The organism is Mesorhizobium sp. WSM4887 (genome assembly GCF_029625865.1).
GTDB lineage: Bacteria > Pseudomonadota > Alphaproteobacteria > Rhizobiales > Rhizobiaceae > Mesorhizobium.
Map to the genome: position 1 here is coordinate 121,416 of NZ_JARTVP010000010.1, position 17,720 is coordinate 139,135.

At 63.6% G+C, this 17,720-nt stretch carries 18 protein-coding genes; 7 read left to right on the forward strand and 11 right to left on the reverse strand.

Features of this window, described 5'->3' with window-relative positions; translation table 11 throughout:
• Positions 1-42: 42 nt before the first annotated feature.
• On the reverse strand, positions 43-1,227 hold the full coding sequence (locus P9230_RS26540; RefSeq protein WP_278121141.1) for an amino acid aminotransferase: 1,185 nt from the start codon (positions 1,225-1,227) through the stop codon (positions 43-45).
• Positions 1,228-1,414: 187 nt separating this feature from the next.
• On the opposite strand from P9230_RS26540, the gene P9230_RS26545 reads away from it, so the two are divergent.
• From P9230_RS26545 to P9230_RS26570, 6 genes are all read left to right on the forward strand, one after another.
• Positions 1,415-1,936, forward strand: a complete 522-nt coding sequence (locus P9230_RS26545) for a sigma-70 family RNA polymerase sigma factor (protein WP_245307415.1) — start codon at positions 1,415-1,417, stop codon at positions 1,934-1,936.
• Complete coding sequence (locus P9230_RS26550) at positions 1,933-2,706, forward strand: anti-sigma factor (protein WP_067321338.1); 774 nt, start codon at positions 1,933-1,935, stop codon at positions 2,704-2,706. Before P9230_RS26545 ends, P9230_RS26550 begins: the two co-directional genes overlap by 4 nt.
• Positions 2,707-2,743: 37 nt before the next feature.
• The gene (locus tag P9230_RS26555) at positions 2,744-3,460 is read left to right on the forward strand and encodes a Bax inhibitor-1/YccA family protein (RefSeq protein ID WP_127217141.1); all 717 of its coding nucleotides are present in this window, start codon (positions 2,744-2,746) and stop codon (positions 3,458-3,460) included.
• A gap of 204 nt (positions 3,461-3,664) precedes the next feature.
• On the forward strand, positions 3,665-4,540 hold the full coding sequence (locus P9230_RS26560; protein ID WP_278121143.1) for an aldose 1-epimerase family protein: 876 nt from the start codon (positions 3,665-3,667) through the stop codon (positions 4,538-4,540).
• A gap of 3 nt (positions 4,541-4,543) precedes the next feature.
• Entirely contained in the window at positions 4,544-4,954 is a 411-nt protein-coding gene (locus tag P9230_RS26565; RefSeq protein WP_278121145.1) for a hypothetical protein, read from the forward strand.
• A 136-nt stretch (positions 4,955-5,090) separates the two neighbouring features.
• Positions 5,091-5,483 (forward strand): GFA family protein, encoded by a 393-nt coding sequence (locus P9230_RS26570; RefSeq protein ID WP_095825420.1) that lies wholly within the window; start codon positions 5,091-5,093, stop codon positions 5,481-5,483.
• A 23-nt stretch (positions 5,484-5,506) separates the two neighbouring features.
• Here the strand turns inward: P9230_RS26570 and P9230_RS26575 are convergent, their stop codons facing one another.
• Entirely contained in the window at positions 5,507-7,024 is a 1,518-nt protein-coding gene (locus tag P9230_RS26575; RefSeq protein ID WP_278121146.1) for a winged helix-turn-helix domain-containing protein, read from the reverse strand.
• 202 nt (positions 7,025-7,226) lie between these two features.
• On the opposite strand from P9230_RS26575, the gene P9230_RS26580 reads away from it, so the two are divergent.
• On the forward strand, positions 7,227-7,463 hold the full coding sequence (locus P9230_RS26580) for a hypothetical protein (RefSeq protein WP_095800710.1): 237 nt from the start codon (positions 7,227-7,229) through the stop codon (positions 7,461-7,463).
• Positions 7,464-7,590: 127 nt separating this feature from the next.
• On the opposite strand, the gene P9230_RS26585 is transcribed toward P9230_RS26580, so the two are convergent.
• The 9 genes from P9230_RS26585 to P9230_RS26625 all read right to left on the reverse strand — a co-directional run bounded on the left by P9230_RS26585 (position 7,591) and on the right by P9230_RS26625 (position 16,929).
• A complete protein-coding gene (locus P9230_RS26585; protein ID WP_127240454.1) occupies positions 7,591-8,502 on the reverse strand; it encodes an agmatinase in 912 nt (303 codons plus the stop codon).
• A 123-nt stretch (positions 8,503-8,625) separates the two neighbouring features.
• A complete protein-coding gene (locus tag P9230_RS26590) occupies positions 8,626-9,234 on the reverse strand; it encodes a chloramphenicol phosphotransferase (protein ID WP_278110983.1) in 609 nt (202 codons plus the stop codon).
• Between the two features lie 66 nt (positions 9,235-9,300).
• Entirely contained in the window at positions 9,301-10,122 is an 822-nt protein-coding gene (locus P9230_RS26595; RefSeq protein WP_278121148.1) for an MBL fold metallo-hydrolase, read from the reverse strand.
• A gap of 1 nt (position 10,123) precedes the next feature.
• Positions 10,124-10,918, reverse strand: a complete 795-nt coding sequence (locus P9230_RS26600) for a TatD family hydrolase (RefSeq protein ID WP_278121149.1) — start codon at positions 10,916-10,918, stop codon at positions 10,124-10,126.
• Positions 10,918-12,465, reverse strand: a complete 1,548-nt coding sequence (gene metG, locus P9230_RS26605) for a methionine--tRNA ligase (RefSeq protein WP_278121150.1) — start codon at positions 12,463-12,465, stop codon at positions 10,918-10,920. The genes P9230_RS26600 and metG overlap by 1 nt, the downstream gene beginning before the upstream one ends.
• A gap of 134 nt (positions 12,466-12,599) precedes the next feature.
• Positions 12,600-13,655 carry a DNA polymerase III subunit delta' gene (locus P9230_RS26610; RefSeq protein WP_095825414.1) on the reverse strand — a complete coding sequence of 352 codons (1,056 nt, stop codon included), beginning with the start codon at positions 13,653-13,655 and terminating at the stop codon, positions 12,600-12,602.
• Positions 13,652-14,326: a dTMP kinase gene (gene tmk / locus P9230_RS26615; RefSeq protein WP_278121151.1), complete on the reverse strand. Its 675-nt coding sequence runs from the start codon at positions 14,324-14,326 to the stop codon at positions 13,652-13,654. The genes P9230_RS26610 and tmk overlap by 4 nt, the downstream gene beginning before the upstream one ends.
• Positions 14,327-14,398: 72 nt before the next feature.
• Entirely contained in the window at positions 14,399-15,577 is a 1,179-nt protein-coding gene (locus tag P9230_RS26620) for a D-alanyl-D-alanine carboxypeptidase family protein (protein WP_278121214.1), read from the reverse strand.
• Between the two features lie 83 nt (positions 15,578-15,660).
• Complete coding sequence (locus tag P9230_RS26625; protein ID WP_278121153.1) at positions 15,661-16,929, reverse strand: septal ring lytic transglycosylase RlpA family protein; 1,269 nt, start codon at positions 16,927-16,929, stop codon at positions 15,661-15,663.
• Positions 16,930-17,720 lie beyond the last annotated feature (791 nt).

Sequence of the window (17,720 nt, forward strand, 5' to 3'; positions counted from 1 at the left end):
CGCCGGCTGGCAAAAGCCGATTGTCCACAGTTGCGCCGGCACTTAGTCGAGCACCGAAACGATCGCCTTGGCGAGCTCGTCCATGCCGTCCTCAGGCAGACCTGCCACATTGATGCGGCTGTCACCTACCATATAGACGGCGTGCTCGGTGCGCAGACGCTCAACCTGCGCTTCGGTGAGCCCCAGGCGGGAGAACATGCCGCGATGGCTGGCGACGAAATCGAAGCGATCGGAGTTGGATTGCCGGCGCAACGCCTCGGCGAAGGCGACACGCAGCCTGAGCATGCGCAGCCGCATCTCCTCGAGTTCCGTCTCCCAGACCTTCTTCAGATCGGCGTCTTCCAGCACCATGCGTACGGCCGCAGCGCCATGGTCCGGCGGCATCGAATAGAGCGCTCGCGCCGCTGCCAGCATCTGGCTCATAGCCACGTCGGCCTGTGCGCCGTCCTTGGCCATGATCATGGCGGAACCGACGCGGTCGCGATAGACGGCGAAATTTTTCGAGCAGCTCGAGGCGACGACCATCTCGGGCACCTTGCCGGCGAGCAGCCGCAGGCCGGCGGCATCGGCGTCGAGCCCTTCGCCAAAGCCCTGATAGGCGATGTCGACGAAAGGCAGCAGGCCGCGCTCAAGCAGAACGTCGGCAACCTTCGCCCATTGCGCAGCATCCAGATTGGCGCCGGTCGGGTTATGGCAGCAGCCATGCAGCAGCACGACATCCCCGCTAGTGGCGGTCTTGAGCGCCGCCAGCATGTCGTCGAAACGGACAGCGCCGGAAACAGCGTCGAAATAAGGATAGTCGCGCACCTGTAGGCCGGCGGCGCGCATCACCGGCAGGTGGTTCGGCCAGGTCGGATCGGAGAGCCACACCGTCGCGCCCGGCCGCGTGCGCTGCAGAAGCTCGGCCACCAGCCTGAGGGCGCCCGATCCGCCCGGCGCCTGCGCTGCGCGGATGCGCGAATGATCGGCGTTATCGCCGAAGGCAAGCCTGATCATGGCGGCGTTGAAGCCGGTGTCGCCGGCGAGGCCGAGATAGGTCTTGGTGTCCTGGCCCGCGAGCAGCCGCTTCTCGGCCTCGCGCACGGCCCGCATCACCGGCGTCCTGCCGTCACGATCCTTGTAGACGCCGACACCGAGGTCGACTTTGCCGGGGCGCGTGTCGGCGCGGTAAAGGCCGATCAACGCAAGGATCTTGTCGGCGGGCGCGGGCTGCAGGGTCTCGAACATCGATAGGGCTCCAGTGGCGGCGGAGTGATACGCAAATCGGCCGCGCTTCGCCAGCGGTTTCCTCCGTTTGCCCGCTCGGTCCTGGCTCTCCCGAGGCCGGCGCAACTCCTCGCGGGAATCGCAGAAAGAAACGGCAGCCAGGGATTAAAATCCCCACATGCTCCGTAAACAGGGCATGAAACGGTCGATGGCACGCTTCGATATCGTCGGGCAGTTGGGCTCGCTGCGGCGCTACGCACGCTCGCTGACGCGCGACAGCGCCGATGCCGAGGATCTGGTCCACGACGCGCTGGTGCGCGCCTATGAGCGGCGCGGCACCTTTCGTTCGGGCGGCAACCCGCGCGCCTGGCTGCTGGCGATCCTGCACAACATCTTCATCGACCGCATGCGCTCGCGGCGGTCCGAGACAGCGCGCATCGAGCAGGCAGGCCGTCTCGCCGAGCAAAACATGCCGGCGTCCCAGGACCATTCGGTGCGCCTTTCGCAGGTGCGCGAAGCCTTCCTGTCGCTGCCGGAAGAGCAGCGCGCCGCGCTGCATCTCGTCGCCATCGAAGGGTTGAGCTACGCAGAGGCCGCCGAGGTCAGTGGCGTCCCGCTCGGAACCCTGATGTCGCGCATCGGCCGCGCTCGTGCGGCGCTGCGCGAGATGGAGGAGGGCGCTCCGGCGCGCGGCAAAAATCACCTGAGGATCGTGGGAGGTGAATCATGACCGCTATCGTCGATCCGGTGACCGATGCCGATCTCGACGCCTATGTCGATGATCAGCTCGACGTCGCCCGCCGCATCGAGGTCGAGGCGTTCCTGTCCGCTCGTCCCGAAGTGGCCGCGCGTGTGATGTCGGATCTCAGAACGCGCGACGAGTTGCGCGTGGCGCTGGCCGGGCCAGGCGCAATGGCGCGCCCGGCGACGACCGACGCGGCGCGTCGGCTGGAAAGGGTGCTTGCCAGGGACCGAGCCTTTTCCGTGCTGCAGCGCGCCGCGGCCGCCGCCGTGCTGGTGGCGGCAGGGTGGCTTGCGAACGGCGTCTTCGGGCCGATCGCCGTCAGCAAGGTGGTCGCCTCGACGCAGCCGCCCGCCTATGTCGAGGAAGCGGTGAGCGCGCACCGGACGACGCTGGTGCGTGAGACGATGCCGTCCCAGGCCGAGGCGCCGAATTACAATGCCGACGAGATCCGCGCCGCGACCGCGATCGTCATGCCGTCATTGCCCGACGACTGGCGGATCCGCGATGTTCAGATCTATCCGTCGCGGTTCGGGCCGAGCGTCGAGATGGCACTCGAAACGAAGGACCTCGGGCTGGTGTCGCTGTTTGCGATCAGGCCAGGCACGTTCGACGTCGTGAAGCCCACCGTCGCGCCCTTGGGCGATATCTCGTCCGCCTATTTCCAGATCGGCGAGGTCGCTTACGCCGTCGTCGGACAAGGCGATGCCGGCGATCTCGACCGGGCCGCCGAAAAGCTCGCCCGCACTCTCTATTGAAGCAGCCAATCGAACCGACCAACCAAGGAGAAACGAAATGAACAGCCCTAATCTTGGATACCGAATGGGCACCGGCGTCCGGGCCGGTGCCCTCTATGACGAGGGCCTGCGCCGGCACATGCTGCGCGTCTACAACTATATGGGCCTCGGGCTCGTCGTCACCGGCCTCGTCGCCCTTGTTGTGGCCTCGACGCCGGCGCTCTACGTCCCGATCTTCTCCACGCCGCTGAAATGGGTGGTGATGCTGGCGCCGCTCGCCTTCGTCATGTTCTTCTCCTTCAAGATGCAGACGATGTCGGCGGCGAGCGCGCAGGCGATGTTCTGGGCCTTCTGCGCGGTCATGGGCCTGTCGCTGGCTTCCGTGTTCCTGGTGTTCACCGGCACCAGCATCGCGCGCACCTTCTTCATCGCCGCCACCATGTTCGGCGCCACCAGCCTCTACGGCTACACGACCAAGCGCGACCTGACGCAGTTCTCGTCCTTCCTGATCATGGGCCTGATCGGCGTGGTGATCGCGAGCCTCGTCAACCTGTTCCTCGGCTCGACCGCGCTGCAGTTCGCCATCTCCGTGATCGGCATTGCGGTTTTCATCGGCCTGACCGCCTGGGACACGCAGACGATCAAGGAGCAGTATGCCGAGAATTTCGACGCCGAATCGCAACAGAAGCTCGCCGTCTTCGGCGCCTTCTCGCTGTATCTGAACTTCATCAACATCTTCCAGCTGCTGCTGAATTTTACCGGCGAGCGCGAATAGTCCGGACCGTAGCAGGCAACAGCTTCGTACCGTGGCCGACGGGTAAACCGCTGGCCACGGTTTTTCTTTTGGCGTTGCATCTGGCGTGGCAGTGCTGGTCGTTCACGGCGGCTGCTTGAGGGGATGCCGCACTGCCTGCTGCCCTTGAGTTCAGGCGAGGCCTTTTGCTAGCCTGCCGGCCCGAGCAGCCAGTCGCGAGGACGCATGGAACAGCTGACGCTTGACGGTGACGGCATCTCGGCGACCATCGTCGGGCAGGGGGCCGAGTTGGTCTCCTTGCGCGATGCCGAACGCACGCAACTTCTGTGGCAGGCGGGGCCTGAATGGCGGCGTCATTCGCCGGTGCTGTTTCCGATAGTCGGCCGGCTGAAAGGCGACCAGTTGCGCCATCGCGGCAAAGCCTATCCAATGACGCAGCATGGCTTCGCCCGCGACAGGCGCTTTGCCTGGGTGGAGCAGGGACCTTCCTCCTGCACGCTGGTCCTGACCGATGACACCGAGACCCGCACCCGCTACCCATTCGCCTTTCGGCTGGCCATAAGCTACAGCCTCGGCCCCCGCCAGCTTGGCGTGACCTTCGAGGTCGCCAACACAGGCGACGAGGTGCTGCCGGCCTCGGTCGGCGCCCATCCGGCCTTCAACTGGCCTTTGCTGCCGGAATTGCCCAAGGAAGCCTACCGGCTGACCTTTGCCGACGATGAACCTGCGCCGATACGACGCCTGAAGGACGGGCTGATGCTGCCGACGCCGCAGCCAACGCCCGTCGAGGGCAAGACGCTTGCCCTCTCCGAGCGCCTGTTCGATGACGACGCCGTCATTCTGGACCGGCCCGCCAGCACCAGCGTGCGCTATGCCGCCGGGCGGGGGCCGGCGATCGAAATGTCGTGGCAGGGATTCAACGAATTGGGCATCTGGTCCAAGCCCGGCGGCGCGCCGTTCCTCTGCATCGAGCCCTGGCATGGCGTTGCAAGCCCGGTCGATTTCGACGGCGAATTCGCCGACAAGCCGGGCGTGATGCTGATCCCGCCAGGCGCCAAGCGCAGGCTGACCTACCGGATCACCATCAGCCGGGATGCGTAAGGCATGGCGTTCGCGATCAAGGCCGAGGTCAAGGATCCGCTGGCCGAGACATTCTCATTCGCGGCGCAGAAAACCATGTATGGCGGCAAGCATATCGCCGAAGGCGACACGATGTTTGTCTTCGCCAGCGAAAACGAAGGCGGGCAGGGTGTGGTCGCACGGGGCGTTGTCACGTCATCCGAGGCCATTCCCAAAAGATCCGACCGCGAACGGCAGACGCCGCGCGTCAGTGTTGCCATCCGCCGCACCGCATTGGCAACGCGGCGATTGGGTCGGGACGAGCTCAAGCGGTTCAAGGACTGGAGCGATGGCAGGCCCGAGACCGAGCTCAACTTCAAATTCTATCGCCAGGCGACGAACAAGATCGTCAGCCTCTCGCATGGGACGGCGGCTTTTCTCGATGGGTTTTTCTAAGACGGCAAGCCACGGATCAAATCGATCTCTATGGAATCCGGCTGTTGAGAGCCACGCAAGCGAGACGTCTCAGCCTTGGACGCCTGGGCGAGTTCGCTGCTAATGTTCCACCGCACGGCTTTGAAGGAGACGCAACATGGACCGATTCACCGGCGGCTGCCTGTGTCGCAATGTCCGACTTGTGGCGTCGGGCCGCCCATACAGGGTCTGCATCTGCCATTGTCTCGATTGCCGCAAACATCATGGCGCGCTCTTTTATGCTTCGGCGGTATTCCCTCAGGACGCGGTTACGATCGACGGTGAGACTCGCGACTATGCCGGGCGGTTTTTCTGTCCGCGCTGCGGTTCGTCCGTTTTCGCACGCACCGCGGACGAGATCGAAGTGCATCTCGGGACCCTGGACGCCCCAGACCAGCTAGCCCCGACCTACGAAAGCTGGATCATCCGTCGCGAGTCGTGGCTGCCGCCGTTTCCAGTCAGCAAGCGATACGAGCGCGATCGCGAGGCGACGAGCCGCTTCGAAGAATAGGTCGCGCCATTCCTTTCTGGCCCTCAGTCCGGAAGCCCGGCCTTGCGGAACCCGTCAACGAAATGCTCGAGCATCGCGCCGTCGCGGAACGGCTCGGTCCAGACCCAGTGGCTGGTCGTGAAATGCGGGTTGGCGATAAGGAACATCTCGACCTCCGCGCGCGCCTCTTCGAACCGGCCGAGCTGCGCAAGGCTTGCCGCCAGGAAACGGCGTGAGCTGGTCCGATAGGTCTCGTCCCGGCGCAGCGTCTCGATGGCGGCTTCATAGTCGCGGGCCGCATATTGCGCGGCGCCGAGCGTGAGATAGTACCAACTCGGCGGAAACGGGTTCAGCCGGAACGCCTTGCGAATGTGCTCAAGGCCTTCCTCGATCCGCCCGGCTAGGACCTCGATATCGGACAATGTCGCCCAGGCGTCGGCCTCGTTCGGATCGAGCTCGAACGCTCTGGCGAATTCGGCATCCGCCTCGCCGAAGCGATGCTCATAGGCAAGCAGGTTGGCAAGCACCCAGCGGCAGCCGGCGTCGTTGGGGTCGATCGTCACGGCTTTGCGGGCCAGCTCCAAGGCAATGCTCCGGTTGGGGTCGACGGGCTCGCCCCAATGCACCCATCCCATCCAATGGTTCATGGCGAGCCAGCGATAGGCCTCGGCATATTCCGGATCGAGCGAGACCGCGCGCGTCAGCATCAGATGCGCCTCCCGCGCCGTCTGAGGCGAGTCGTCGATCAGTTTTCGCGCCCGCACGCACAAATCGTAGGCCTCGAGATTCTTGGGCCGATTGCGCGGCGGCTGCGTGCGCAGCCGGCCGAGCAGCGCCTCCACGATCTTGGCCGTTACCTCGTCCTGGACGGCAAAAATATCTTCCAGACTGCGATCGAAGCGTTCCGCCCACAGATGTTCACCGCTCACCGCGTCGACAAGCTGCGCGTTGATGCGCACACGCCCCGCGGCGCGTCTTGCGCTCCCCTCAAGCAGGTAACGCACGCCAAGGTCCTCGGCGATCGCGCGCACATCCATCGGCTTTCCCTTGTAGACGAAGACCGAGTTGCGCGCGATGACGAACAGTCCCGCGTTCCTGGACAGGTCAGTGATCAGGTCTTCGGTCAACCCGACCGCGAAGGATTCCTGCTCGGGATCATTGCCGAAATTGACGAAGGGCAGCACGGCTATCGAAGGCTTGCCGGGCAGTGGCAAAGGTTTTCGTTTCGTCTCGCCAAGCTGTTCGATGACCCCCGTGAAGCGATAGCCGACGCGCGGCACCGTAGCGATCCATTCACCGCCGTCGGCGGCGGGGCCGAGCAGCTTTCTGAGCTGCGCGATCTGGACGGTGAGGTTGCCTTCCTCGACGGCCGTGCCCGGCCATGCCGCGTCCATCAGCTCGGCCTTGGCCAGGATTTCGCCGGGACGTTCCACGAGCGCGGCAAGCAGCTTCAGCCCCCGATAGCCGGCGGCCACGGGGACATCGTTCCGAAGCAACGTTCCCGCAGCTGAATCAAGCACGTACGGGCCGAAGGCAAAGCGCGATCCCTGCATGCGGCGCATCTATAGAGCAATTCCAGGAAAAGTGTGAGACGGGTAGAGCAGTTCGTCATGTCCGATGAACCGCTCAGGCCGATTTGGAAGTTTTGAGAACTATTTGGATGCGCTTAATTACGGCGCAGCCCGCATCCTGCAGAATCCAACCTCATTCAGGTGGAAGGCCCCAACTCGAAAAGCATGGGGCCGCAAACCATAGGAGGTTGCCATGAACGACACGTTTGCATCGATCCCGCAGCTGGCAACGCTGGTCGGGCAGGCATCGCGCCGGCGCTACAGCCTGCAGACCCTGCGAGGCATGATCGCGGCCCGGCGCGAGCAGATACGGTTTCGCTGGGATCTGAAGCGGATATCAGAGGCCAACCCGCATCTGATCGACGATATCGGACTGACGAAACAGCAGGCCGAGGAAGAGATCGGAAAGCTGCCCTTCTGGCAAAGATAAACGCGGATGTGGCGTCAACGCTGATGCCGGCAGCGCAGTCCCACCGGGTAGGGTGGTCCGGCATGAGCTCGAAGCGACATCGGTCGGCCATAACGGGGAATCTCGTCGGGGCATCAGGCCATCTGAGTTAAACCTGCCGGACGACAGTGCCGATGACATTGACGAGAAGCCGGGCTGCAGTCAGCGCCGACAGGCCGTCAAGGTCGGCAGGCGGATAGAATTCGACCAGATCAAATCCTGCGATCCTGGCCCGCTTGCCGAGGCCGGCGATCAGGTCGATCGCCTGGGTGTAGGTGAGGCCGCCTGGCGTGCGCGCCGCCACGCCCGGCATGATGCTGGGATCGAGGCCGTCGCAGTCGAAGGTCACGACGACGCGCGCGCCGTCCGGAATGTGGCTGAGAGCTGCGTCGACGCCCTGGGCATGAAGCTCGCGGGCAGTCACAAAGCGGCTGCCATAGCGTCGCGCCGCTTCGATTTCAGCCAGGCGTGCGCTGCCGACGCTGCGCAGGCCGACTTGCACGAGGCCGGCGATATGCGGCATCTCGCTCGCCCGGCGCATCGGGCTCGAATAGCCGTAGCGTTCGCCATCGACCTCGTCGCGCCAGTCGATATGCGCGTCGATCTGCAGGATCCAGACCGGCCCGTGACCGGCAAAGCCGGCGAGAAAGGGAATTACCACGGAATCGTCACCGCCGAGCAGGATCGGCACGGCCGACGCGGCCAGGACCTCGCGCGTCTTCGCCTCGATCCGCGCCCGGTTTCCCTCATTGTCGTGCATGACCGTCGAGATGTTGCCGGCATCGACGCAGCAGACCGGCTTGCCGTCGAACAATGGACCGCCGAGATCTAAATCCCAATGCTCGACCAGCGGCGCATCGTCCTGGCTCGCAGCGCGGATGGCGTTGGCGGCCAGAGCATGGCCGCTGCTGTCCTTTCGCGGATAGGTGCTGCCATGACCGGCACCGTAGATCACCATGCGAGGCACGCGGCCTCCGGCGAGGCAATCGGGAAAGCCAAGAAAGGAAGATGAAGAGGTCATTATGTGAGCGCTCGCAGCGAGGGCACGTCGATAGGATCGCTTTATCGCCTCTACGTGATCCATATCAGAAAGTCGCATAAGATAGATTATGGAACTTACGTATGTAGCACGAAGCTGGTTTTGCTACGGTTCTCCTGGGCTTTCCGTGCGCGCTTCAGAGGCGTCAACGCGGTCCTTGATGTGTTCGTGAATCCTTGTAGCCGCCTCCGCCGCGCTGATCGCTGTTACGTCGATCGTCAGGCTGTTCGGGTGCTTCGGGTCAAGGACAGCGACTGTCCGGCTGCGGCGGCGCGCCGCTTCCGGATCGATAGACTTGAGACGGTCACGTCGAGTTGGCGACATCACGCGACGAACCAGTTCGGCCTCTTCGCAAAGCAAGCGCACAGGCACGAAGTGAGCGCCTCGTCGATCCGACGCATCTTTCATCTGCTGGTAGGACGCGAGGCTCCTCGCGTCTCCTTGGATGCCGGAGTTCGTGAAGATGAAGTTGGCGGCGGGAGGACAAAGTGTTGCCACGGTGTCCAACACAGCCTGACGGACCTTGGCGGTCTGCTCCCAGACGGCATCAGGCAATGTGCGGCGACCGTCATCGGCAAGCAGTGCCAATATAGGATTGTTGATCCAGTGATTGTCGATGACCTGGCCGGAAAGTGCCGTTACGAGTTCCCGTGCGATCGTCAGCTTGCCGACGCCAGGGAAACCGAGCAGCAGAACAAACACATTCTGAACCATCGATCAGTTTCCGAAGCACCAAAGAGAATCGGATTGACGACTAAGCGCCAAAGTGAACAGGCGTCTTTATCGCTCTGATTCACAAGGAATTTCGATCGTCATGCCGTCATAGGCCGGCACCACGTGGTCCGGCGTCTCGGCCATCACGGCGGCATAGTCCAGCGGCACATGCATATGCGTCAGCACCGCGTTTTTCGGCGAGAGCTTCTCGATCCAGCCCAGTGCCTCGGCAAGCGACAGATGGCTTGGATGGCTGTTGTACTGCAGCGCGTCGATCACCAGCACGTCAAGGCCTTCAAGCCTTCCTGCTGTGGCAGCTGGAAAGTCGCTGATATCGGGGCAATAGGCGAGCTCGCCCACGCGGAAACCGAGCGAAATGATGTCGCCATGGATCTGCGGCAGCGGCTCAAGGGTGAGGGGACCCCCCTCGCCTTCGATCACCACCGGCCGGGCATGGTCTATGAGATGCGGCCTGACGATCGGTGGATAGGAACTGCCCGGGGGCGTCTCGAAGCAGTAGCCGAACGCCTGGCGCAGCCGCAGCATGGTCGGCTGGTCGGCATGGATATCGATACGACGGCGTTGCTCGAGCACGAAGCCGCGCAGATCATCGATGCCGTGAATGTGGTCGGCATGCGGATGGGTATAGACCACCGCGTCGATGTGCTTGACCGAGGCGAGCAGCATCTGCGCGCGAAAATCCGGTCCGGTGTCGATGACGACGGTGGTGCGGCCGCCATTCCCTGCGATCCGCTCGACAAGAGCAGCCGTGCGCATGCGGCGGTTCTTCGGATTGGCCGGATCGCAATTGCCCCAGTCGCCGGTGATGCGCGGCGTACCGGGCGACGAGCCGCAGCCGAGAATGGTGAGGCGCAGCTGGTCGCCCATGTCAGGCCGCCGTCACGTCCGGTCGCGGCATCTTGGTAAACAGCCGGAAGACATTGTCGGTGGTGATGTCGGCGATCTCCGCCTCGCTGACGCCGATGGTCTCGGCCAGCACCTTCGCCGTATTCGCGACATAGGCGGGCTCATTGCGTTTTCCCCGATGCGGGATTGGCGCAAGATAAGGCGCGTCGGTCTCGACCAGCAGCCGTTCGCGCGGCACATCTGCGGCAATCGCGCGCAATTCGGTCGAGTTCTTGAACGTCAGGATGCCTGAGAAGGAGACATAGCCGCCCAGCGCCACGCCGACTTCCGCCAGCCGACGCCCGGACGAAAAACAATGCAGGATGAAGGGGAAAGCGCCCTTCCCTGTCTCCTCCTCGAGAATCGCCGCCATGTCGCCGTCGGCGTCGCGCGAATGGATGACCAGCGGCAGGCCGGTCCGGCGCGCGGCGGCGATGTGAGTGCGGAAGCCTTGCGCCTGTGCCTCGCGCGGCGCGCGGTCGTAGAAATAGTCCAGGCCGGCTTCGCCGATCGCCACCACCTTGGGATGGTCGGAAAGCCGTACCAGCTCCTCTGCGGTCACATCGAGCTCTTCCGCCGCATTGTGCGGATGAGTACCGACTGAGCAATAGACATCACTAAAAGCTTCAGCGATTTCAAGGATTTGCTGAAAACGCTTCACGCGCGTTGAGATCGTCACCATGCGGCCGATCCCGGCTGCGAGAGCACGGGCGACGATAGCCGCCCGCTCCTCGGCAAAATCCGGAAAATCGAGATGGCAGTGACTGTCGACAAGCATCAGGCTTTGGTGTCCTGCTCGACGTAGCGGGGAAACACGCCCTCAGGCACCGGCAGCGCCGTGCCGGGCACCAGCGCATGGTCTGCGTGGACATGCGCGAAATTGCGCTTGTCCGCCGGCACCGCCAGCAGGTCGAGCAGCCTCGTCGCCGATCCGGGAATGAAGGGCTGGCAAAGCACCGTCACGCGCCGGACAAGCTCGGCCGTCGTCCACAGCACCGTCTCCATGCGCTCCGGATCGGTCTTGCGCAGCGCCCAGGGCTCCTGCGACGCGAAGTAGCGGTCGGCGTCGGCCACCACGCCGAAGATCGCCGCCAGCGCCAGATGGATGCCCTGCTCCGCCATGGCTCTGCGCGCTACCGCAAGCGCCTCCACCGCCTGATCGAGGATCGCCGCGTCGGCTTCGGTGAGCTCGCCGCGCTTTGGCACCGCGCCGCCGCAGTTCTTGGCGATCATCGACAGCGAACGCTGCGCCAGATTGCCGAGGCCGTTCGCGAGATCGGCATTGGTGCGGTTGACGATCGCTTCGTGACTGTAGCTGCCGTCCTGCCCGAACGGCACCTCGCGCAGGAAGAAATAGCGTACCTGGTCGAGCCCGTAATGCTCGATCATGGCGAACGGATCGACGACATTGCCGACCGATTTGGACATCTTCTCGCCGCGGTTGAACAGGAAGCCGTGGGCGAACACGCGCTTCGGCAATTCTATGCCGGCCGACATCAGGAAGGCCGGCCAGTAGACCGCGTGGAAGCGCACGATGTCCTTGCCGATGATATGCGTCGCCGGCCAGTAGTGCCATTGCTCGGATTTGGTGTCGGGATAGCCAGCGGCCGTGATGTAGTTGGTCAATGCGTCGACCCAGACATACATCACATGCTTGTCGTTGCCCGGTACAGGCACGCCCCATTTGAAAGTGGTGCGCGAGATCGACAGGTCCTTCAAGCCGGACTTGACGAAGCTGATCACTTCGTTACGGCGCTCCGCTGGACCGATGAAGTCTGGCCGGCTCTCATAAAGTGCCAGCAATTTGTCCTGATAGGCGGATAGCCGGAAGAAATAGCTTTCCTCCTCGTTCCATTCAACCGGCGAGCCAAGCGGCTCGCGGCGTACGCCGTCGTCGCCGAGCGTGGTTTCGCTTTCGTCGAAATAGGCTTCCTGGCGGACCGAATACCAGCCGCTGTAGCGATCAAGATAGATGTCGCCATTGGCGGCCATCGCCTTCCAGATCGCTTGGCAGGATGCGTAGTGACGTTGTTCGGTCGTGCGGATGAATTCGTCGTTTGAGCCCCCGACTGTCTCGGTCATCGAGCGAAAGATTGCCGAATTGCGGTCGGCGAGCGTTATCGGCGCGATGCCTTCCTTCTCGGCTGTCTGCTGCATCTTGAGGCCATGCTCGTCGGTGCCCGTGAGGAAGAACACTTCCTTGCCGTCGAGACGCTGGAAGCGGGCCAGCGCGTCGCTGGCGATGACCGTATAGGCGTGGCCGATATGTGGCTTGCCATTCGGATAGAAAATCGGCGTGGTCAGGTAGGATTTTTCGCGTGACATGAATGAACCGTCATGAAGGTCTGAATGTGAGTTGTGGCGGTGGATAAACTATCGGCATGGCGATTGCCATCCCGATGCATGCCGCCCGAAAGTGGTGCCCGGTTTTGGGGCAGCGGCATGCACTAAGAAAACCGTCACATTCGCATCACAGAATTCAGGCGGTCGATCATGGTCAGGGCGTGCTGCTTCTTGTCGAGATTGTAGGTCTCTGCCTCAGATATCGTGTTCACGGCCTCGTGCCAAGCGTCGGACAGCGTTTTGGCCCTGGCGAGGTCGCCGGCTAAGGCTGCTTCGCTGGCGGCGGCCGACAGCAGATCGAGCGCGCGGCGGTTGAAGATATCGAATTGGATCGCCTGGTCGCGGCCGGCAACGGCTTCGGCAAGCCGATGGGCAGCGGCAATGTCCGGCTTTTGCGCCGCCACCAGCGCGTCGAGCGCGCCGGCGATTTCCAGCCCGCCATACTGGGTAAGCAGGATCGCGTTGCGCGCGCTGCCCCCTGCCCGCTCGGCCAAAGCCGCGCGCGCCGCCGGATCGACCGGCGGCGGCGGCTCGATGCCTTCCAGCACACCCATCAATTCGTCCGGCGCAAGCGGCGTCAGCCGCACCATTTGACACCGCGACCGGATCGTCGGCAACAGGCTGCCCGGCGCATGGACGATGAGGATGAACAGGGTGCGCGCCGGAGGCTCCTCAAGATTCTTGAGCAAGGCATTGGCGGCATTAGTGTTCATGTCGTCGGCCGGATCGACGATGACGACGCGGTAGCTGCCGTCATGCGAGGTCATAGACAGGAAGCGGCTGACCTTGCGTATCTCGTCGACGGTTAGCACAGTCTTGAAGCTTTTGGTCTTGTCGTTGGCCGGACGGGTGAGATGCAGCACCGAAGGATGCGCGCCGGTAGCGATCTGGCGAAACAGCGACGAGGCCGGATCTGGAACGGCAAGCGCTTCGGGCGCGGCCGCAAAATCGGGATGTCTGAGAAGGTGATGCGCCAGGTGGAAGGCAAGCGTGGCCTTGCCGATGCCGTGCGGCCCGGCGAGGATCAGCGCATGCGGCAGCTTGCCGGCGCGGTAAGCGGTGGCAAGCATGCCCGCCGTCTGCGCGTGGCCGATCAGCCGCGAAGTTTCCGATGGCTCGGGAACGCCGTCCAACGTGTCGTGCTGTTCGGGGGCGATGCGTTCGAAGATCATGCAGGCGCCGTCTGCTTCCTTTGCACCGGCATCCGCTTTTCCAGCACCGCGAACACGGCCGCAGTGACGACGTTTTCCACCGTTTCGGGATCGGCCGACGCATCGATCACTATGCAGCGATCCGGCTCCGCCTCGGCGATCGCCAGGAAAGCCTCCCGCCGGCGCTGGTGGATGGCCACAGTCTCCTTCTCGAAGCGATCGGCGTTGTCGCCGGCGCCACGGCGTGCCGCCGCGCGCTTCAGACCTTCGGCCGGATCAATGTCGAAGATCAGCGTCATGTCGGGGACCATGCCGTTGATGGCGACCGCCTCCAGCGCTTCCATGAAATCCGGATCGAGCCCGCCGGTAACCCCCTGATAGACGCGCGAGGAATCGATGAAACGGTCGCAAAGCACGATCGTGCCGCGCTCGACCGCCGGCCGGATCACTTGCTCGACATGGTCGGAGCGTGCGGCGGCGAAGAGGATCGCCTCCATCTTCGGGCCGAAGGGCTCGGCGGCCCCGGACAGAAGCACATGTCTCACCGCCTCGGCGCCCGGCGAGCCGCCTGGCTCGCGTGTCACCAGAACCTCGTATTTCTTGGCGCGCATGCGCCGTGCCAGCCGCTCGATCTGCGTCGACTTGCCGGCTCCTTCGCCGCCTTCGAAGGTGATGAAAAATCCGCTCGCCAATCGTGAATGCCTTCGCCCGTGCTGGCCGCTGTCATAGCTCCCGTCCGGCAAAAGGTCCACGAGCCTGCCCGATCACAAATGTTTCTGACGCAGCCAGCCGACAGCCAGTTCCTTGGCGGCGTCAAGCGCACGCTGCGGCAACGTCCCGACCTTCACCGCCTCGGCGGCGAAAAGCGGCGTTCGCTGGCTGAGCGTGTCGCCTATCCAAACGCGCAGCTCCCCGACCGGTTGCCCCTCCTCCACCGGCGCCGCCACCGGACCGTCATAGACAATCCTGGCGGTCAGCTTGTCGCGGTTGGTTATCGGCAGAAAGATGTCCACCGGGCCCTTGGCTTTCAAGGCCACGCCGGATTTGGCGCCGCCGAACACTTCGGCTTCGCCGACGACCTCGTCCTTGGCGAAGATCTCCGTCTTCTGGAAGGAGCGCGACCCCCAGTCTAGCAGCTTGCGCGCCTCCTCGGAGCGTTCCCGGTCGCTCGCCAGACCGCTCAGCGCCGCGATCACCCGAATGCCGTTGTGGCTGACCGTGCCGACAATGCCGAAGCCGGCGGACTCGCTCGCCCCGGCCACGAAGCCGTCGGCATCGATGCCCATGGCCAAAAGCGGATTGCGGTTCCGCTGGGAGATCTTGTTCCAGGTGAAGTCGGGCTGGCCGTAGTAGTGGAAGAACTCCGGATAGTCGCGCCAGATGTGCAGTGCCAGCATCGTGAGCTCCCGCACTGTCGTCTGCTGGCCATCTGCCGGCAGCCCGGTCGAATTGACGAAGGTCGATTTCGAGAGACCAAGCTCGCGGGCACGCTCCGTCATCTGCGCGGCGAAATTCGCCTCCGAGCCTGCCATGCCTTCGGCAAGCACGATGCAGCCGTCATTGGCGGCCTGCACGGTCACGCCCTGGATCAGATCCTCGACACGGACCGCCGATTTGAGCTTGGCAAACATCGTCGAGGTGCCCGACGGCGCGCCGCCGGTGCGCCAGGCGTTTTCGCTGACCACGAAAGTATCGTCGAGCGTGATCCGCTTCGATTTGATGGCGTTGAAGACCACCTCCATCGTCATCAGCTTGGCCATCGAAGCCGGCGGGATCGGCTTGTCGGCATCCTTGGCGAAAAGCACCGTGCCGGTATCGGCGTCGATCATGAAGGCCTGGGCCGCCTTGGTCTCGAAAAGCTGCGCGCCGGCCGGGGCTGCCCAAAGCAGTATCACCGCCAGGCCTAGCAATCCGGCGAAAGGCTGAAAGATGCGGAACTGCATGAAATATCGACCCATTTAGCCGTGCTGGCGTCGATAAGTTATCAGGGTTCTTTCCGCCGGATCAACGGCGCGCGCGAAATTGATCAGTTTCGCACAACCAATGCGTCCGGCGCGCCGTGCGACCAGGCCGCCTGCAGCAGGTCGTCGATGCTGCTATGGCCATCCGGATAGACGTTGACCGCGTACCAGTCGTTGCCGTCGAGCTCGGTGCGCTGGATCTCAGTCCTGCCGAACGGCTCGAGCGCCGCCGCCACGCGGTTTGCCTGCGCCGCATTGTCAAAGGAGCCGGCGGCCACATAATCGGAGGCCGGCGTCTGTTCCTGGCCGTTCGACTTCTTCCACGACTGCAGGATGTCGGCCGGCGACATGCCGCTGCCGTCGAGGGCGGCAAAGACGTCGGCGCTATTGACGCGCTCATCCGCGTAGGACAGCGACGCCATGGCAAAGGGCGAGTTCGGCGGCAGCCTGAACTGCGGCCGCTCCGGCACGATCGGCCCGAAATCCGGCAGCACGACTTCGCTGGCGCCCTGCGCCTGCCTTGACATCGCCGGTTGCGCGGCAGGCTGCTCCGACAGACCCGACTGCGTGGCAAAAGCCTGCCCAGAACTGGTCAGCTGGCCGGGGAACGGCACGGCCGCTGGAGGTGCATCGCTCATCGACAGGCTGGGCGACGGGCCGTTCATGGCCACCATCACGCCCGTCGGCAGGCCGTCGGACGGATCGGGCCGCCTGCTGCCGGGACGGTAGGAAGCCATCAGATACTGGTCGTCATTGCCGTCGAGAGGCGCCCGGCCGACATATTCGACCTTCACCCTTGCCGTGCCGACCTTGCCATAGTCGAGCATTTGCGCGGCACGTTCCGAGACGTCGATGATGCGGCCCTCGTGATATGGGCCGCGGTCGTTGACGCGGACGATAATCGAACTGCCGGTCTCGAGATTGGTGACGCGTGCATAGCTCGGCAGCGGCATGGTCGGGTGCGCCGCCGTCAGTTGCATCGTGTCATAGACTTCGCCATTGGCGGTCAGCCGGCCGTGGAAGGCATCGCCATACCAGGAAGCCAGGCCAACCTTGGCGTACTTCTTATCTTCCTTGGGATAGTACCACCTGCCGCGCACCTGGTACGGCTTGCCGAGCTGGTCGCGGCCGCCGCCGCGCCGCATGAAGGCAACGCGCGGGCTCGCCTTCACGCCATATTCGGACTCGGCGAAATATTCCTTGGAGCGCGGCCGCTTGTCGACCATGCCTTTCGGTTGCGGCGTCGACGTACAGCCGGCAAGCAGCACCGCCGAGAGGGCGCACAGCACGAAGGCAGGAGCGCGACGAAGACGCGGGCGCGCCGAGGTCTGCATGTTTTCGATTGTCCCCTACAGTCTCGCCGCCATCAATCGGAGCCAAGCGCCCCGAACGCAGCAACACCTTGATCCCCAATCTCTTTGTGCACAGGAAATGTTTATTACGATGTTAATCGATTATGGCCGGAACCGGGCGAGATTATGGCGGGGAAAAAACTGCCACCGAGGGTGAGCCTTGCGTGGGATGAGCGCCGGATGGAGGGGCAGCTTTTTGGAGGGGGACTTCCATTTCCAACCGGCGCTCACAGCGCTGGAATTGCCCGCGCCAACCAGGAGTTTAGCATGGGCGTCCGCAAGGCCTGCCTAGATCGAACGGATGAACTCGGCTCATCCATATGAGCAGTGGTTTCACGGATCAGTTGGGAGACGCTATCGCGCCTTAGCCGGAGGCGTTGCCTTCGGACTGGACAAGAAGACGCCCACCACGTTTTTCGTAGCGGGCGCTAGTTCGGGAGGAAGTGAGAGACGCTTGCGGTCTGGGTCGTCCCCTTGCCCCGCTAAGGACGGTACGCCTCGTTTGGCTGGATAATAAGCGCGCTACGGTTGAGCCGCCGCATATTCTGGTTGCGTGACATTTTCGCCACAGACATAAAAGCGACCGGCCAACCAGGCAACCGGGCAATGCATCGTCTGTCTCGACCGCAGGAAGGCACGTCGCGGTGGTTGACGCAGCCCTGACCGCCGCACTACAGCAATGAAGCGCTAACCGGTCGCAAATGCCTTGGCGTCAAGTTTGCGCCGACCATTGAAAATTGACCGATAGCGACGATCTTAAGTGGTTGAAAGAC

Bases quoted from the DNA above. Each gene is read 5' to 3' on its own strand.
- P9230_RS26590 (WP_278110983.1), bottom strand. From the start codon at position 9,234: ATGGTTCAGAATGTGTTTGTTCTGCTGCTCGGTTTCCCTGGCGTCGGC.
- P9230_RS26555 (WP_127217141.1), top strand. From the start codon at position 2,744: ATGAACAGCCCTAATCTTGGATACCGAATGGGCACCGGCGTCCGGGCC.
- P9230_RS26550 (WP_067321338.1), top strand. From the start codon at position 1,933: ATGACCGCTATCGTCGATCCGGTGACCGATGCCGATCTCGACGCCTAT.
- P9230_RS26620 (WP_278121214.1), bottom strand. From the start codon at position 15,577: ATGCAGTTCCGCATCTTTCAGCCTTTCGCCGGATTGCTAGGCCTGGCG.
- P9230_RS26625 (WP_278121153.1), bottom strand. From the start codon at position 16,929: ATGCAGACCTCGGCGCGCCCGCGTCTTCGTCGCGCTCCTGCCTTCGTG.
- P9230_RS26580 (WP_095800710.1), top strand. From the start codon at position 7,227: ATGAACGACACGTTTGCATCGATCCCGCAGCTGGCAACGCTGGTCGGG.
- P9230_RS26575 (WP_278121146.1), bottom strand. From the start codon at position 7,024: ATGCGCCGCATGCAGGGATCGCGCTTTGCCTTCGGCCCGTACGTGCTT.
- P9230_RS26600 (WP_278121149.1), bottom strand. From the start codon at position 10,918: ATGCTTGTCGACAGTCACTGCCATCTCGATTTTCCGGATTTTGCCGAG.
- P9230_RS26610 (WP_095825414.1), bottom strand. From the start codon at position 13,655: ATGATCTTCGAACGCATCGCCCCCGAACAGCACGACACGTTGGACGGC.
- P9230_RS26565 (WP_278121145.1), top strand. From the start codon at position 4,544: ATGGCGTTCGCGATCAAGGCCGAGGTCAAGGATCCGCTGGCCGAGACA.
- P9230_RS26545 (WP_245307415.1), top strand. From the start codon at position 1,415: ATGGCACGCTTCGATATCGTCGGGCAGTTGGGCTCGCTGCGGCGCTAC.
- P9230_RS26570 (WP_095825420.1), top strand. From the start codon at position 5,091: ATGGACCGATTCACCGGCGGCTGCCTGTGTCGCAATGTCCGACTTGTG.
- P9230_RS26560 (WP_278121143.1), top strand. From the start codon at position 3,665: ATGGAACAGCTGACGCTTGACGGTGACGGCATCTCGGCGACCATCGTC.
- P9230_RS26540 (WP_278121141.1), bottom strand. From the start codon at position 1,227: ATGTTCGAGACCCTGCAGCCCGCGCCCGCCGACAAGATCCTTGCGTTG.
- P9230_RS26595 (WP_278121148.1), bottom strand. From the start codon at position 10,122: ATGGGCGACCAGCTGCGCCTCACCATTCTCGGCTGCGGCTCGTCGCCC.
- P9230_RS26585 (WP_127240454.1), bottom strand. From the start codon at position 8,502: ATGACCTCTTCATCTTCCTTTCTTGGCTTTCCCGATTGCCTCGCCGGA.
- metG (WP_278121150.1), bottom strand. From the start codon at position 12,465: ATGTCACGCGAAAAATCCTACCTGACCACGCCGATTTTCTATCCGAAT.